The sequence below is a fragment of the Phaeobacter sp. G2 genome (genome assembly GCA_025163595.1).
In the GTDB taxonomy this organism is placed as follows: domain Bacteria; phylum Pseudomonadota; class Alphaproteobacteria; order Rhodobacterales; family Rhodobacteraceae; genus Pseudophaeobacter.
Genome location: CP104100.1, coordinates 254,979 through 269,457, shown reverse-complemented (window position 1 = coordinate 269,457; position 14,479 = coordinate 254,979). Strand labels below are relative to the sequence as shown.

Below are 14,479 nucleotides of genomic sequence, written 5' to 3'. Positions count from 1 at the left end.
GCAGGGGCCGTTTTATGTCAGGTGAAATCAGCCTATCAGGCGGATTTTTTACCCTTGTGCGGTGCCCAGAGCTGTTTGTTGGTCAGATAAAGCAGAACCGACAGAACGGTCAGGATCAGCACCCCAACAAAACCGCTTTGCTTGCGGGCCATCATCTTGGGCTCGGCGGTCCACATCAGGAACGCCGCAACATCCTGCGCCATGTGATGCACAGTGTTGTCATGGCCATCGGCAAATTCAACCTGCTCATCCGACAGCGGCGGCGCCATCGAGATCCAGCCACCTGGGAAGGCGGTGTTCTCATAAAACAGGGTGCCTGCCTCTTCCTTTTCCTCACCGGTATAGCCGTCCAGCAAGGAGGCGATGTATTCCGCGCCACCGATGCCTTTGAACAGCTGGTTCATACCGGACCCATAGGGGCCGTGGAAACCGGCGCGTGCCTTGGCCATCAGGCTCAGGTCAGGGGCACCGGCGGCGGTATTGGCAGGGAAGTGATCTACCGGCTTGGCAGGGACATCCTCGTCCAGTTCCGGGTCATAGACGGTAAAGTTCTCAGCCGCATAGGCACGGACCTGATCAGCAGGCAGTGCAGGACCACCCTCGTCAGCAAGGGTGCGCAGGGGTACGAACTTCAGCCCGTGACAGGCAGCGCAGACTTCGGTGTAGATCTGCAAGCCGCGCTGCAGCTGATTTTGATCATAGGCGCCAAATGGTCCCTCAAACGAGAACTGAAAGTCCTCGACGTGGCCGCTGCCACCTGCCGCATGGGATGCGACAGGAGCAAGGGCCAGAGCGAAGGCGGCACCGATTGCGAGTTTCTTCAACATTGGTAGCTGTCCTTCTCTTACTCGGCAGGAGTGGCTGCGTCAGATTTCTCGCCATAGTGAGCGTCGAAATCTTCTTCGATTGTAGCAGGCTCTGCCAATGGCTTCTCGATGACACCCAGGATCGGCAGGATCACCAGGAAGTAACCGAACCAATAGGCCGATGCGATCAGCGAGAACGATGCATAGGGCTCTTCCGCCGGCATCGCGCCCAGCCACATCAGGGCAAAGAAGTCAAAGATCAGCAGATAGAACCACCATTTGAACATCGGACGATAGCGACCCGACCGCACCCGGCTGGTATCCAGCCAAGGCACCAGCGCCATCACGGCGATCGCGCCAAACATCGCCAGAACCCCAAAGAACTTGGCGTCGACAATGCCACCCGTCACAAAGGATGCAATCTGAACAACCCAGACTTCCGAGGTGAAGGCCCGCAGGATCGCGTAGAACGGCAGGAAGTACCATTCAGGAACGATATGCGACGGCGTCACCAGTGGGTTTGCCTCGATGTAGTTATCGGGGTGGCCCAGGTAGTTTGGCATAAAGCCGACGATGGCCCAGAAGATCACCAGAACCACGGCCAGACCGAGGAAATCCTTGATCACAAAATAGGGCCAGAACGGCAGGGTGTCTTTTTTAACTTCCTCTTTCGAGCCCTTGCGCACATCAACACCGGTTGGGTTGTTGTTGCCGGTGGTGTGGAAGGCCCAAATATGGACCACAACCAGCGCCGCAATAACAAAAGGCAGCAGATAGTGCAGCGAGAAGAAGCGGTTCAGGGTGGCGTTGTCCACCGCAGGTCCGCCCAGCAGGAATGTCTGCAGTGCTTCACCCACAAAAGGAATAGCGCCAAACAGGCCGGTGATCACGGTCGCGCCCCAGAAGGACATCTGACCCCAGGGCAAAACATAGCCCATGAACCCGGTGGCCATCATCAACAGGTAGATGATCATGCCGATGATCCAGGTGATCTCACGTGGGGCCTTGTAAGAACCGTAGAAGAGACCGCGGAAGATGTGGATGTAGACCGCCACAAAGAACAGCGAGGCGCCGTTTGCGTGCAGATAGCGCAGCATATAGCCGCCATTCACGTCGCGCATGATGTGCTCAACGCTGGCAAAAGCCATGTCGGCATGCGGGGTGTAGTGCATCACCAGGACGATACCGGTGACAATTTGCATCACCAGGCAAAAGGCCAGAACAATGCCCCAGATCCACCACCAGTTCAGGTTTTTGGGGGTAGGGATCATGATGGTGTCGTAGATCAGACCGACGATGGGCAGGCGGCTATGCAGCCACTTTTCTGCGCCTGTCTTCGGCTCGTAATGGTCGTGCGGAATACCGGACATATGTTAGTCTCCTTATCCCAGCTTGATGGTTGTTGCGTCGGTGAACTCAGCGACGGGCACGTGCAGGTTCTGGGGCGCGGGGCCTTTGCGGATCCGGCCAGCGGTGTCGTAGTGCGACCCGTGACAGGGGCAGAACCAACCGTTGAAATCGCCCGAACCATCGCCCAGCGGCACACAGCCGAGGTGGGTGCAGACACCCATCATCACCAGCCACTCGCCGTTTTCATCCATGGTGCGGTTTTGGTCCGCAGCATCGGTGCCAGGCTTGTTGGGGTTTTCCGAAGCGGTATCGATCAGGCCCGCAACATCAACCGCGCGGCCTTCGTCGATCTCAGCCTGGGTACGACGACGGATGAACACGGGTTTCCCCAAGAACATCACACTAATTTGCGTTCCAACTTCTACACCGCTGACATCCACGAGAATCGAGGACAAAGCTTTGACGTCAGCCGAGGGGTTCATCTGATTGACCAGGGGCCATACAGCGGCACCCGCAGTCACTGCCCCGGCGCCGGCAGTGGCGTAGTAGAGGAAATCTCTCCGGGTTCCTTCGTTGTCTTCTGCGTGGGACACGAGGTTTTCTCCATTTCCAGCGCCCGTTTAGGGCAAACATGCGCATGCACCACGATAAACGCGGTGACTCAGGCGGGTCATAGCTGGGTGAGGCGCTTTCGTCCAGCGGTCAAAGCCGCACAGGGCACTCCAGTTTGAAGTTTCTTTCAAACGGCGCTCTCAAAGCCACAGCAGACCTGCCTCAGCCCCTGCATTTTAAAGAAAGAATTAACCCTCAGGCGGCCGCGTCGCCTGCATGGAAGGCCGCGATTCGAAATCCTTGAACCAATCTGCCAGAGTCTCGCTTCCAACCCGCCAACCGGCGTCGGGATGCCTGAAATCCAGGTAAGAAAGCGCACAGCCCACTGCGATTTGCCCCATATCCAAAGGCCCCTGCAGGTGGCTCATCCAGCGCGCATTGAGCGCCGCACAGGCTCCCAGAACTTTGCCCAGCTGGGCCTGGATCCACTCGGGGTATTGCTGTGCCTCGGGGCGCAGGCGCTTTTCATAGGTCATCAGAACGGCGGCATCCATCATGCCATCGGCAGTGGCTTCTAGGACTTTGCTATCCCAGCGCGCCGCATATAGCCCAGCCTCGGCGCGTGCATCAAGGTATTCACAAATCACCCGGCTGTCATACAGCGCCGGCCCGTCATCGCGTTCCAACGCCGGGATTTTTGCCAGCGGATTGCTGGCCTGGACATCTGAACTGGGGGCATAGGGCGTGGTTGCAACATTGTGTATTTCCACACTGTCCAGGGTCCCCGTCTCGTGCAGCAGGACCATCACCTTGCGAACGAAAGGGGAAGTCGGGGCATAATGCAGTTTCATCGCGCTCTCCTTGTCGATTGGCCGCAGCCTAGCTGTTTGGTGTCAAATGGAAAGCCCGCACGCACAAAGGCTGTGCGCGCATTGCAAGTCGCCCTACGTCATATCTGTGCTTCACATCTTGCGCACCGTGCAACTTCTTGGCAATGTCGCGCTGTTCTCAGGGCGGGGCGAAATTCCCCACCGGCGGTATGCAAGGGAGTTTCCTTTTGCGAGCCCGCGAGCGGCTTTTGTCGTCTCCACGATCCAAAAAGTGGGAACCGGTTTTTGGATAAATTGTGGAACATGGGCAAAAGTGTCAGCAGATCTGGTGTGATTCCAGAGCCGACGGTCATAGTCCGGATGGAAGAGAACGTGCGACAGGAGTGCTTTTGGCTATGGCCAGGTGCGCCCATGCCGTTCGTTATCGCCTTGGGTGACGTGTCAAACCTATAGGAGATACCAATGACACACACCCGCTACGCCTTTATCAAGGCACAATGGCATGCCGATATCGTAGATCAGGCCTTGCTTGGCTTCACCCAACTTATCCCCGCCGAACAGGTTGATGTTTTTGACGTGCCCGGCGCGTTTGAGATGCCGCTGATGGCTCAGGATCTGGCCAAAACAGGCCGCTACACGGCCATCGCTTGCGCCGCTTTTGTGGTAGACGGCGGCATTTACCGCCATGATTTTGTTGCCCAATCCGTGGTTGACGGATTGATGCGTGTGGGCCTGGATACTGGCGTGCCAGTGCTGTCGGTCTCATTGACGCCGCATCAGTATCAGGAAACCGATCACCACAACGCCATCTATCAGGCGCATTTTGTCGACAAGGGCCGCGAAGCTGCCCAGGCGGCGCTGATGCTCGCCAAATCGCGCCAAACTCTGGCCGTTGTCGCCTGATATCGAACCTGATCCTGCGAACGGCAGTGGGCCTACGCTTGGTCCACTTGCCTGCCCCTAGCCCAGATAGGTCTTCAGCGCCGGGGGCGGATTATCCAGCAGCGCCGCCGTGGCCTGTGGAGGCTGCGCTTCCCCCTCGGCCACCAGAACCACCTGTTCGGCGATGCGGCGGGCGTCTTTGGGGTCATGGCTGACCATCAGCACCGTGGCGCCGGTCTCATCGGCAATTTCCGCCACCAGATCCAGCATTTCGTCCTTCAAGGCAGGCCCAAGGGCGGCAAAGGGTTCATCCAGCAGCAAGATATCGCGCCGCTGCAGCAAAACCCGCGCCAGAGCCACCCGGCTTTGTTGGCCACCGGACAGGGCCGCCGGTTTGCGTGCCGCCAGATCCGCCAGCCCAACGCGGCTCAACGCATTCTGCACCTGGGCGTGTTCTGCACTGGACAGGCGCAGATTGGCCCGCAGCCCCAGGCCTGCGTTCTGCGCAACGGTAAGATGGGGAAACAGGTTGCCATCCTGAAACAGCATCGCCACCGGGCGCTGCCCTGGTGGCAAATTCGTCAGATCCTCGCCCTGCCAAAGAATACGCCCCTGAGGCAGCGGTAAAAACCCGGCAATCGCCTCAATCAGGGTGGATTTCCCCGCCCCCGAGGGGCCGATAATGGCCAGCTTTGCCCCCTTGTTGACCTCAAGATCCGCCCGCAGGATGAAGGCGCCATTTGCTATTTCACAGCTTTCAAGCCTCAGCATGCCAGCGGCCTCCACGATCCAGTATCCAAAATGCGCCCATCGACAACAAGAGCAACAACAGCGCTGCCCCGGCTGCCGCCTGCATCTGATAGGCTCCCATCAGGCGGTAGACCTGCAACGGCAGGGTGGCCACCTCGGGGTCGGCAAACAGGGTGATAACGCCCAGATCCCCCATCGACAGCGCCGCTGCCAGCCCGGCGGCAAAACCAATCTGCGCCCGCATCCGTGGCAGGAACACCCGCCACAAAAACGGCCCGCCTGCCATATCCAACGACAGCGCTAGCCGACCATAGCGCATCATCACCTCGCGGGCCTGCGGCACCAGAATACGCAGGGCAAAGGGCAGTGCCATCACCGCATTGACCAGCGCCGTCACCGGCAATGCCAGGGCAAAGGGATCAGCAACAGGGTAGATCACGATGAACAACCCCGTACCAATAACCAGGGGCGAGGCCGCCAGCCCCAAAATGCCCGCGACCTCAATCAATGTGCTGCGCCCCATCGCCACCGCCGCCGCCATCGGCAGTGCCAATAACAGCAACACCAGGGTACTGAGGCCAGCTACCAGCACCGAGGTCAGCGCCGCCATCCAAACCCCGGCGTTCAGCAGCAACAAACCAGAGACCCCAGAGACAACAACCGCCGACAAGGGCAGGATCAAAAACAGCGCCGCACCAACAATCCAGGCTGCATCCAGGCCTCGCGCCAGAGGGGCATCTCCATCCCAGCGCCGCAGCACCCGGTCCAGCCCAGCGCCGGCACCATCATTGTCAGCCACCCGCAGCGCCACAAAAGCAGCCCCCCCGGTCAGCACCAGTTGCAGTGCCGACAACAGCGCCGCCCGACCAAGATCAAAATCAAACCGAAAGGCCTGATAGATGGCCAGCTCGATCGTGGTGGCCCGCGGGCCACCGCCCAGCGTCAGCGCCACGGCAAAGCTCGACAGGCAAATGGCAAACACCACCGCCAGGGCACCGGGCACCACCCGCCGCAGCATCGGCGCTTCCAGCAGCTGCCACATGGCACGCGGGCCGGCGTTCAGCTGCGCCGCCAGACGAAACCGTTCCGCCGGGATCTCCTGCCAGCCCTGCAAAATCAACCGTGTCGCCAGCGGCAAGTTGAAAAACACATGTGCCAAGACCACCCCATGCAGCCCATAGATCTGCAAGGGCTCCAGCCCAAAGAACATCAACAGCTGGCTGATCCAGCCCGCCCGGCCAAAAACGCTCAGCAATCCCAGGATGGCCACGATCACCGGCAGAATAAACGGCGCCCCCAGCAGCGTGATCAATGCGCTGCGGCCAAAGAACCGCCGCCGCGCCAGAGCCCGCGCCAGGCCAATCGCCAGACCAACGCTTGTGACTGCCGACAATATCGCCTGGGTCAGGGTAAACCGCAACGCCGCCCAATCACTGGCGGCAAATCCGCGACCGGTCTCGGCGCGCAATGCCACCGCCGCAAGCGTCCCCAGGATCAGCGCGGCCACAAACAGGGCCGCGCCAGCACCGGGAAGCGCGCTTATTGGCTCAGCGCGTCGAGCCATTCGCCCAATGCACCGTCGCGCAGCGCTGCGGCCTCATCCGCTGGCAAAAGCAGAGATTTGACCGGGGTAATCAGGGTCTCAAACCCCTCAGGCAGGCCGCTCGCTGGGGTTACCGATGGATACATCCAGTTGGTGGTGGGGATCACTGACTGAAACCCCTCAGAGACCATGAACTGCATAAAGTCACGCGCCAGCTCTGGCTGGTCGCTGGCCGCCAAAACGCCAGCAACTTCAACCTGCATGTAATGGCCCTCATCAAAGGCGGCAGCAGCTTTTGTGGCGTCTTCTTCGGCAATCAGATGATAGGCCGGCGAGGTGGTATACGAGAGCACCATGTCGGCCTCTCCATCCAGAAACAGCCCGTAGGCCTCGGACCAACCTTTGGTCACTGTCACCACATTGTCCGCCAGATCGGCCCAGATCGCCGGAGCGTCGTCGCCATAGGCCGCCTTGACCCACATCAGCAGGCCCAACCCGGGCGTTGATGAGCGCGGATCCTGAATGACGATTTTCATGTCACTGGCGCCCAGCGCCTTGAAATTCGTCGGTACGGACACCGCATCTGCGTTGTGCACAAAGGCAAAATAGCCCCAATCATAGGGGGCAAAGGTTGCGTCTTCCCAGGCCAGGGGCAGGCTGTAATCCGCTGTCACACCGTGTTCGGCAAACAGCCCGGTTGCCGCCGCAGCCGCCGTCAGGTTGGTGTCCAACCCCAACACCACATCCGCGTCCGAGCGCGCACCCTCCAGTTTGACCCGCGCCAGCAGTGCCGCGCCATCGCCGGCAGCAACCAGTTTCAGATCACAATCACACTGGGCCTCAAAGGCTTGTTCCACCGCAGGACCAGGGCCCCAGTCGGAGACAAAGCTGTCATAGGTATAGACAGTCAGCTCGGGCGTATCAGCATATGCAGCTGACGCTCCCAATAGTGCTGCTGCAAAAACAGAATACTTCATGGCATCCTCCTTTGCGGCATCGGGCAAGGGTGGAGCAACTCCGAAACCTTCCCTCCGCCGGTTCTAGCCGGTTCAGGTTCAACGGGTCTGTTCTCAGCCTGGATCTCCCAAGCACCCCGAGGTGCCCTCTGTCCTAGGTCTCCACCGCCTTAAAGGCAAGCCCAACCCTGCGCCGTGCTAGGAGTTTCACTGCCCGACGTGACACACCCAGCCCCGGCCTCATTTGGCCAAAAATATATCTAGGCAGCCACCAACAGCGGCGGGGGCAGCGCCCCCTCTGGCCTCTCTTCTTAATGGCACGCTGAGGACATCGAACCGCAATACCCCTTGAGCCACGGGCCGCGCCTCGCTAAGCACAACGCGCAAAGGAGATCCCAGCACATGTCGATGAACAGCTTTGGCCATCTTTTCCGCGTCACCACCTGGGGCGAAAGCCACGGACCGGCGCTGGGGGCAACCGTGGACGGCTGCCCACCAAATGTTCCGCTGGACCCTGAGATGCTCCAGCAATGGCTGGACCGACGCCGCCCCGGCCAGAACAAGAACACCACCCAGCGCAACGAACCCGACGCGGTGAAGATCCTGTCCGGCGTCTTCGACGGCAAAAGCACCGGCACGCCAATCCAGCTGATGATCGAAAACACCGATCAGCGCTCCAAGGACTATGGCGATATCGCCCATACCTTCCGCCCCGGCCATGCCGACATCACCTATTTCCAGAAATACGGCAATCGCGACTATCGCGGCGGTGGCCGCTCCTCGGCCCGCGAAACTGCAGCGCGCGTAGCTGCGGGTGGCGTCGCACGTGAAGCCATCAAGGCGCTGGTCCCGGATCTGCAGATCACCGGCTACATGACCCAGATGGGGGGGATGGAGATCGACCGCTCCCGCTTTGACTGGGAGGCGATCGGCCAGAATGATTTCTGGATCCCCGATGCCGGTGCGGTGCAGGACTGGGAGGATTACCTCCAGGGCTTGCGCAAGGCCCATGATTCCGTTGGCGCCGTGGTCGAAGTGGTCGCCCGTGGAGTGCCCGCCGGTATCGGCGCGCCGGTCTATAGTAAGCTCGACACCGATCTGGCAGCCGCCATGATGTCGATCAACGCCGTCAAAGCGGTGGAGATTGGCGAAGGCATGAATGCCGCCCGTCTGAAGGGCTCGCAAAACGCCGATGAAATCTTCATGGGCAACGATGGTCAGCCGGTCTATTCCTCCAACCATGCAGGTGGCATTCTGGGGGGGATCTCTACCGGCCAGGATGTTGTGGTACGCTTTGCCGTCAAACCGACCTCTTCGATCCTGACGCCACGCCAGTCGATCCGCAAGGATGGCACCGCCGCCGAGGTGATCACCAAGGGCCGCCATGATCCCTGTGTTGGCATCCGCGCCGTGCCGGTGGCCGAGGCAATGATGGCCTGTGTGATCCTGGACCATCTGCTGCTGCATCGCGGCCAGATTGGCAGCAACCAGGGCCATATCGGCGCATGAGCCTGACCCAGCTGCAGATCCAGCTCCGCCGCATCTCAGAGGTGCAGATGGCGCAGGATCCGGCCCATGACATCGCTCATCTTGATCGGGTCTGGGCCAATGCGCAGCGGATTGCCCGTGACGAAAACGAAAAATCCCCAAACCGGGCCAACCTGCGGATACTGATCGCCGGGGCCTACCTGCATGATCTGGTCAACCTGCCAAAGGATCACCCCCAGCGCGAGACGGCCTCAAAGCTGTCGGCGGAAAAATCAGAGCCTATTCTGCGGGATTTGGGCTATAACGCCGATGAAATCATCGCCGCGCAACACGTGATCGAAGCCCATAGCTTTTCCGCCGGCTTGCCCGCCAACAGTCTGGAAGCTCTGATCCTGCGCGATGCGGACCGGCTGGATGCCTTGGGCGCTGTTGGCATCGCGCGCACCTTTATGGTGGCGGGGACAATTGACCGGCCGCTCTGTGATCCTGATGATCCCTTTGCCGCCAACCGGCCGTTGGATGATCAGATCTGGTCGATTGATCATTGGCATCTGAAACTTTTGAAACTTCCCGGTGATATGGCCACCGACAAGGGCCGCAAGATCGCCCGCAAACGCGCGCGGCTGATGCTGGCCTATCTGCGGCAACTGGCCAAGGAAATGGACACCGAGCTGCCAGACCACTGGGCGGCGCTGCTGAAATGATCGACATTCTCGCCATCACCTTTCCCATCTACGCCGCCCTGGCACTGGGCTATCTGGTGGTCTGGAAAGGTTGGTTCAGCCCGGGCGATATGCGCGTACTAGGCCGCTATGTGCTGAATATCGCCCTGCCTGCCTTGATCTTTTCCGCAGTGGCGGCACGCAGCCCGGTGGAGGTTTTTCAACCCGGATATGTCGTGGTCTATGCCCTTGGCGGGCTGGCAACGGTGGTGCTGTCCTATCTGTTGTTCACGCTGCGCGGCACCGACCCCAAACGCCGCGCCCTGGGGGTCATGGGCTCCACCTGCCCCAACAATGCCTTTGTCGGCTATCCGATCATGCTACTGGCCTTTCCTGACCAGGCCGGGATCATTCTGGCGCTGAACCTGCTGGTGGAAAATCTGCTGTTGGTCCCGGTCTGCCTGATTTTGGTGGAGCTGGCAGGCAAAGGCGTTGACCAGCCGTTGCTGCCACGACTGCGGCGTATCCTGCTGGATCTGGCCAAAATGCCCATGCTTATCGGTCTCGCCCTGGGGCTGGTGGTGTCGATCTTTGGTATAGCGCTGCCCGGCCCCCTTATGCGGTCTATTGATATGTTTGCTGTCTCTGCTGGGGCTGTTGCGCTGATCGTCATAGGCGGCTCGCTTGTCGGGCTGCCGCTGCATGGCAATCGCTCGCTTGCGGCGCAGATCAGTGCCTCCAAACTGCTGTTGCATCCAGCCCTGGTCGCGCTGGTGGCTGCCGTCCTGTTGGCACTGGGGCTGATCACCCTGCCACCCGCGCTGCACAGCGCGGTTATCCTGTCGGCGGCGATGCCGATGTTTGGCATCTATACCGTCCTGGCCCAGCGCCAGGGGTTGGAGGGCGCCGCCAGTCTGGCCATGCTCACCGGGACCAGCTGCGCCTTTGTTACGCTAACTGGTTTGTTGTGGATTTTGACCTGACAGACAGGCGCTTGACCGCCCCCTATTAGGCGTACAAATCGGCGTAATCCTCGCGCAGCGCCTTTTTCTGCACCTTCCCCATGGTATTGCGCGGCAGCTCAGACACCAGCACGATCTGTTTGGGCTGCTTGAACTTGGCCAACCGAACAGAGAGCGCTTGGGCGATTGCTGCGGCAGTGATGCTCGCGTCGGCCTCGGGCACGACAACGGCCACCACCGCCTCGCCAAAATCGGGATGAGCCACGCCAATAACGGCGCTTTCCAGCACGCCGGGCAGATCGTCGATCAGGCTTTCGACCTCTTTGGGGTAGACGTTAAAGCCGCCAGTGATCACCAGATCCTTTTGCCGCCCCACAATGGTGATATAGCCATCCGCATCTTGCCGGGCGAGGTCACCGGTGATGAACCAGCCATCTGCCTGCAGCTCTTCTGCGGTCTTTTCGGGCATGTGCCAATAGCCCCGAAACACATTGGCCCCGCGCACTTCCAGCACGCCTGTTTCACCACTGGCGACCTCATGCCCCTGGTCCATGATACGGGCCTCAACGCCGGGTAGCGGAAAACCCACAGTGCCGGCGCGACGCTCACCCTCATAGGGGTTGGAAGTGCTCATATTGGTTTCGGTCATCCCATAACGTTCCAGAATGCGATGCCCGGTGCGGGCCTGCCACTGCTCATGGGTGTCCACCAGCAGCGGCGCCGAGCCAGAAATGAACAACCGCATATTCGCCGCCCGCTGCGGTGTCAGGCGCGGATCCTGCAACAGGCGGGTGTAGAAGGTTGGCACCCCCATAAGGGCCGTCGCCTGCGGCATCGCCTCCAGGATCTGATCGGCGTTGAACCCAGACAGAAACACCACGCGTGCACCGGCAAACAGCGCGACATTGGTGGCCACAAACAGCCCATGGGTATGAAAAATCGGCAAGGCGTGGATCAACACATCCGCGTCGGTGAACTGCCAATAGTCCCGCAGGGTCAGCGAGTTTGAGGCCAGGTTATCGTGGCTCAGCATCGCCCCCTTGGAGCGCCCGGTGGTTCCCGAAGTATACAGAATGGCCGCCAGATCATCTGGCCCGCGCGGCACCGGTTCAAACCGCCCGCGGCCCACCACGGCATCTGTCAGCGTGCCCAGCCCCGTGCCATCCAGCGTCACAACCCGCGCCGCGCCCGCGATTTCTGCCATATCATCGCGCCGCGCCGGGTCGCAGACCAACACGCGAGGCGTCGCATCGCCCAGGAAATAAGCCACCTCCGGCACTGTGTAGGCGGTGTTCAACGGCAAAAACACCCCGCCCGCCATGACTGTTCCAAGATAGAGCTGGATTGCCTCGATGGTTTTTTCAACCTGCACCGCCACCCGGTCGCCGGGCTGAACGCCCATGGCCACCAGGGCCGCCGCAGTGCGTTCAGCGCCGGCAAACAGCTCTCCAAACGTGACGCTGGCACGGGCCGGAAAGGTCGCAAAGTTGCGGGTTTCATGCCCTTCACAGGCCGCATATAGCTGTGAAATCAAATGGTTTTCATCATACATTGAAAGGGCTCCTCAACTTTTGGCGCAATCTGCGCCGGGGCTGATAGGGAAATCAACCCATTGATCTTTTTGTCGCAGGGGCTCAGGGTCCTGCTCATGGCCACATCCTTAACATCGCATCGACCTCTGCTTGCCATCGCCCTCAAGGTTGCTGCCATTGGGCTGTTTACCGGCCTCTCTGCCGTGATCAAGTCGGTGTCCGATGTGGTTCCTGCCGGCGAAGCGGTGTTTTTTCGTTCGTTTTTTGCCATTCCTGTCATTGTTGTCTGGCTGTCCATGCGCGGTGATCTGAAACACGGGCTCAAGACCACGCGCCCCATGGGGCATGTGATGCGCGGTCTGGTTGGCACCTCGGCGATGGCAATGACCTTTATGGGGCTGGGCATGTTGCCCCTGCCAGAGGTCACGGCCATTGGCTATGCGACGCCGATCTTCACCCTGATCCTGGCCGCCGTCTTTCTGGGAGAGCGCATACGCCTGGTACGTATCAGTGCTGTTGGGATTGGCCTGCTCGGAGTGTTGATCATGATCTATCCGCGGCTGTCCAGCGGCATGGATATGTCCAGCACCGCCTTTGTCGGGGTCATGCTGATCCTTGGCGCCACAGTGGCGCGTGGGTTTGTACAAATTCACATTCGCCGGATGGTGATGACAGAGCAAACTGCCGCAATTGTGTTTTACTTTTCCGTCACCGCATCCCTGCTGTCTCTGCTGACACTGCCGTTTGGCTGGGTCATGCCGGATCTGACGACGCTTCTCCTGTTGATCAGCGCCGGGATTATCGGCGGCGTGGCGCAAATCCTGATCACCTCGTCCTACCGCTTTGCACCTGCGTCGATGCTGGCTCCCTACGACTATGTCTCAATGCTGTTTGCGATTGTCCTCGGCTATGTCTGGTTTGCAGAATTGCCAACGCTTGTCATGCTGGCAGGGGCCAGCCTGGTGATTGCGGGCAATATTCTGGTGATTTGGCGTGAAAGCCGCCTTGGCCTGGTCCGTGGCAAGGCCAAATCTCTGACCGACCCCAAAGGCGGGTAAGCCCGCCCTGCCCTCCCGGCTCGGGTTTCGCCTAAACCACGATCCGGTTTCGTTCTTTTAGGCCTGGCTCTTTGCGTTCAACCGCAGTGCCAGCTCCTGGATCTTGTCGCGTAACGAAATCAGGTCAGCCAGATCATCCCCCGCCGCGTCCAAAATACAGCGCGAGATAGTTGCCGCCTCGTTCTGCAAGGCAAGACCTTTAGCTGCCAATGAGACAATCACACTGCGCTCATCCTCAGGATTTCGCTTACGCGTGATCAGGTCGGCCGCCTCCATGCGTTTCAACAAAGGCGTGAGCGTATTTGACTCCAGGTTCAATGCGATGCCCAGATCATTCACCTTCTGGCTGCCCTGCTCCCACAGGGCGACAAGCACCAGATACTGCGGATAGGTCAGCCCATATTGCGACAACAGCGGCCGATACAGCCGCCCCATGGCATTGTTGGCGGAATAGAGCGCAAAGCACAGCAGGTCATCAAGGTGAAGGGGTCGGTGCGTCATTCTTGACAGGTAAATCGCACACGATCAAACTGCAACCCCTTGCCACTGGTCCCGGCCTGACCTATTTAAATCGTACACGATATATTCTTACACGATTAAAATCAAAACAAGGACACCACCATGAGCATCTCCCCTCTTTATACCGCCCAGGGCACAGCCACCGGAGGCCGCAATGGCCGCGCCACAGTTGCAGAATCTGGTCTCGATCTGGTTCTGGCGGCGCCACCTGCCCTGGGCGGGGACGGCAAAGGCAGCAATCCAGAGCAGCTTTTTGCCGCCGGATATTCCGCCTGCTTCATTGGCGCCATGCAATTTGCCACGACGCAGGATGAAAGCCTGGCCAAGGTTCCCGCCGAGGTTTCGGTCACTGCAAATGTGGGAATTGGCCCCAAACCCGAGGGTGGTTTTGGTCTGAGTGTCGCCCTTGTGGTGACCCTGCCCGGGCTTGACGCGGCCCAGGCCGAACGCATCGTCGAAGCAGGTCACAAAATTTGCCCCTATTCCAACGCGATTCAGGGCAACGTCGAGGTGACAACAGAAGTTCAATAAGGCCGAAGTAATGCGCGAGTCCTTGCCGCGCGTTCGGGATATTTTTGGCCAAATGAAG

15 protein-coding genes and 2 riboswitches are annotated in these 14,479 nt (G+C 59.8%); of the genes, 6 read left to right on the top strand and 9 right to left on the bottom strand.

Annotated features, from left to right (window positions below):
• Positions 1 to 35: 35 nt before the first annotated feature.
• The 4 genes from N1037_01320 to N1037_01305 form a co-directional block, all read right to left on the bottom strand.
• Positions 36 to 827: a cytochrome c1 gene (locus tag N1037_01320; protein ID UWS79688.1), complete on the bottom strand. Its 792-nt coding sequence runs from the start codon at positions 825 to 827 to the stop codon at positions 36 to 38.
• Between the two features lie 17 nt (positions 828 to 844).
• Complete coding sequence (gene petB, locus N1037_01315; protein UWS79687.1) at positions 845 to 2,176, bottom strand: cytochrome b; 1,332 nt, start codon at positions 2,174 to 2,176, stop codon at positions 845 to 847.
• 12 nt (positions 2,177 to 2,188) lie between these two features.
• Positions 2,189 to 2,749 (bottom strand): ubiquinol-cytochrome c reductase iron-sulfur subunit, encoded by a 561-nt coding sequence (gene petA / locus N1037_01310; GenBank protein UWS79686.1) that lies wholly within the window; start codon positions 2,747 to 2,749, stop codon positions 2,189 to 2,191.
• 207 nt (positions 2,750 to 2,956) lie between these two features.
• On the bottom strand, positions 2,957 to 3,559 hold the full coding sequence (locus N1037_01305; GenBank protein ID UWS79685.1) for a glutathione S-transferase: 603 nt from the start codon (positions 3,557 to 3,559) through the stop codon (positions 2,957 to 2,959).
• Positions 3,560 to 3,708: 149 nt separating this feature from the next.
• A riboswitch (FMN riboswitch) is annotated at positions 3,709 to 3,914 on the top strand.
• Positions 3,915 to 4,000: 86 nt separating this feature from the next.
• Between N1037_01305 and N1037_01300 the strand changes: the two genes are divergently transcribed.
• Entirely contained in the window at positions 4,001 to 4,441 is a 441-nt protein-coding gene (locus N1037_01300) for a 6,7-dimethyl-8-ribityllumazine synthase (protein ID UWS79684.1), read from the top strand.
• A 57-nt stretch (positions 4,442 to 4,498) separates the two neighbouring features.
• Here N1037_01300 and N1037_01295 read toward each other — a convergent pair whose 3' ends face one another.
• Genes N1037_01295 through thiB form a run of 3 tightly spaced genes read right to left on the bottom strand, consistent with a single transcriptional unit; the run spans position 4,499 to position 7,690 of the window.
• A complete protein-coding gene (locus N1037_01295) occupies positions 4,499 to 5,191 on the bottom strand; it encodes an ATP-binding cassette domain-containing protein (protein UWS79683.1) in 693 nt (230 codons plus the stop codon).
• Positions 5,178 to 6,734: a thiamine/thiamine pyrophosphate ABC transporter permease ThiP gene (locus N1037_01290; protein UWS79682.1), complete on the bottom strand. Its 1,557-nt coding sequence runs from the start codon at positions 6,732 to 6,734 to the stop codon at positions 5,178 to 5,180. The genes N1037_01295 and N1037_01290 overlap by 14 nt, the downstream gene beginning before the upstream one ends.
• Positions 6,710 to 7,690, bottom strand: a complete 981-nt coding sequence (gene thiB, locus N1037_01285) for a thiamine ABC transporter substrate binding subunit (GenBank protein ID UWS79681.1) — start codon at positions 7,688 to 7,690, stop codon at positions 6,710 to 6,712. Before thiB ends, N1037_01290 begins: the two co-directional genes overlap by 25 nt.
• A 32-nt stretch (positions 7,691 to 7,722) precedes the next feature.
• Positions 7,723 to 7,819: riboswitch (TPP riboswitch) on the bottom strand.
• A 252-nt stretch (positions 7,820 to 8,071) separates the two neighbouring features.
• Here thiB and aroC point away from each other — a divergent pair.
• Genes aroC through N1037_01270 form a run of 3 tightly spaced genes read left to right on the top strand, consistent with a single transcriptional unit; the run spans position 8,072 to position 10,802 of the window.
• Positions 8,072 to 9,178: a chorismate synthase gene (aroC, locus tag N1037_01280; GenBank protein ID UWS79680.1), complete on the top strand. Its 1,107-nt coding sequence runs from the start codon at positions 8,072 to 8,074 to the stop codon at positions 9,176 to 9,178.
• Complete coding sequence (locus tag N1037_01275) at positions 9,175 to 9,861, top strand: HD domain-containing protein (GenBank protein ID UWS79679.1); 687 nt, start codon at positions 9,175 to 9,177, stop codon at positions 9,859 to 9,861. Before aroC ends, N1037_01275 begins: the two co-directional genes overlap by 4 nt.
• The gene (locus N1037_01270; protein ID UWS79678.1) at positions 9,858 to 10,802 is read left to right on the top strand and encodes an AEC family transporter; all 945 of its coding nucleotides are present in this window, start codon (positions 9,858 to 9,860) and stop codon (positions 10,800 to 10,802) included. Before N1037_01275 ends, N1037_01270 begins: the two co-directional genes overlap by 4 nt.
• Before the next feature lie 25 nt (positions 10,803 to 10,827).
• Here the strand turns inward: N1037_01270 and N1037_01265 are convergent, their stop codons facing one another.
• The gene (locus tag N1037_01265; protein UWS79677.1) at positions 10,828 to 12,333 is read right to left on the bottom strand and encodes a malonyl-CoA synthase; all 1,506 of its coding nucleotides are present in this window, start codon (positions 12,331 to 12,333) and stop codon (positions 10,828 to 10,830) included.
• Positions 12,334 to 12,429: 96 nt separating this feature from the next.
• Here N1037_01265 and N1037_01260 point away from each other — a divergent pair, with 96 nt between their 5' ends.
• Positions 12,430 to 13,371 (top strand): DMT family transporter, encoded by a 942-nt coding sequence (locus N1037_01260; protein UWS79676.1) that lies wholly within the window; start codon positions 12,430 to 12,432, stop codon positions 13,369 to 13,371.
• Between the two features lie 57 nt (positions 13,372 to 13,428).
• Here the strand turns inward: N1037_01260 and N1037_01255 are convergent, their stop codons facing one another.
• Positions 13,429 to 13,872, bottom strand: coding sequence for a MarR family transcriptional regulator (locus N1037_01255; protein UWS79675.1), 444 nt, complete (start codon positions 13,870 to 13,872; stop codon positions 13,429 to 13,431).
• A 120-nt stretch (positions 13,873 to 13,992) separates the two neighbouring features.
• Between N1037_01255 and N1037_01250 the strand changes: the two genes are divergently transcribed.
• Positions 13,993 to 14,421, top strand: coding sequence for an organic hydroperoxide resistance protein (locus N1037_01250; protein ID UWS79674.1), 429 nt, complete (start codon positions 13,993 to 13,995; stop codon positions 14,419 to 14,421).
• Positions 14,422 to 14,479 lie beyond the last annotated feature (58 nt).

Bases quoted from the DNA above. Each gene is read 5' to 3' on its own strand.
- N1037_01250 (UWS79674.1), top strand. From the start codon at position 13,993: ATGAGCATCTCCCCTCTTTATACCGCCCAGGGCACAGCCACCGGAGGC.
- N1037_01270 (UWS79678.1), top strand. From the start codon at position 9,858: ATGATCGACATTCTCGCCATCACCTTTCCCATCTACGCCGCCCTGGCA.
- N1037_01300 (UWS79684.1), top strand. From the start codon at position 4,001: ATGACACACACCCGCTACGCCTTTATCAAGGCACAATGGCATGCCGAT.
- petB (UWS79687.1), bottom strand. From the start codon at position 2,176: ATGTCCGGTATTCCGCACGACCATTACGAGCCGAAGACAGGCGCAGAA.
- N1037_01255 (UWS79675.1), bottom strand. From the start codon at position 13,872: ATGACGCACCGACCCCTTCACCTTGATGACCTGCTGTGCTTTGCGCTC.
- aroC (UWS79680.1), top strand. From the start codon at position 8,072: ATGTCGATGAACAGCTTTGGCCATCTTTTCCGCGTCACCACCTGGGGC.
- N1037_01305 (UWS79685.1), bottom strand. From the start codon at position 3,559: ATGAAACTGCATTATGCCCCGACTTCCCCTTTCGTTCGCAAGGTGATG.
- N1037_01275 (UWS79679.1), top strand. From the start codon at position 9,175: ATGAGCCTGACCCAGCTGCAGATCCAGCTCCGCCGCATCTCAGAGGTG.
- N1037_01295 (UWS79683.1), bottom strand. From the start codon at position 5,191: ATGCTGAGGCTTGAAAGCTGTGAAATAGCAAATGGCGCCTTCATCCTG.
- N1037_01290 (UWS79682.1), bottom strand. From the start codon at position 6,734: ATGGCTCGACGCGCTGAGCCAATAAGCGCGCTTCCCGGTGCTGGCGCG.
- N1037_01320 (UWS79688.1), bottom strand. From the start codon at position 827: ATGTTGAAGAAACTCGCAATCGGTGCCGCCTTCGCTCTGGCCCTTGCT.
- N1037_01265 (UWS79677.1), bottom strand. From the start codon at position 12,333: ATGTATGATGAAAACCATTTGATTTCACAGCTATATGCGGCCTGTGAA.
- N1037_01260 (UWS79676.1), top strand. From the start codon at position 12,430: ATGGCCACATCCTTAACATCGCATCGACCTCTGCTTGCCATCGCCCTC.
- thiB (UWS79681.1), bottom strand. From the start codon at position 7,690: ATGAAGTATTCTGTTTTTGCAGCAGCACTATTGGGAGCGTCAGCTGCA.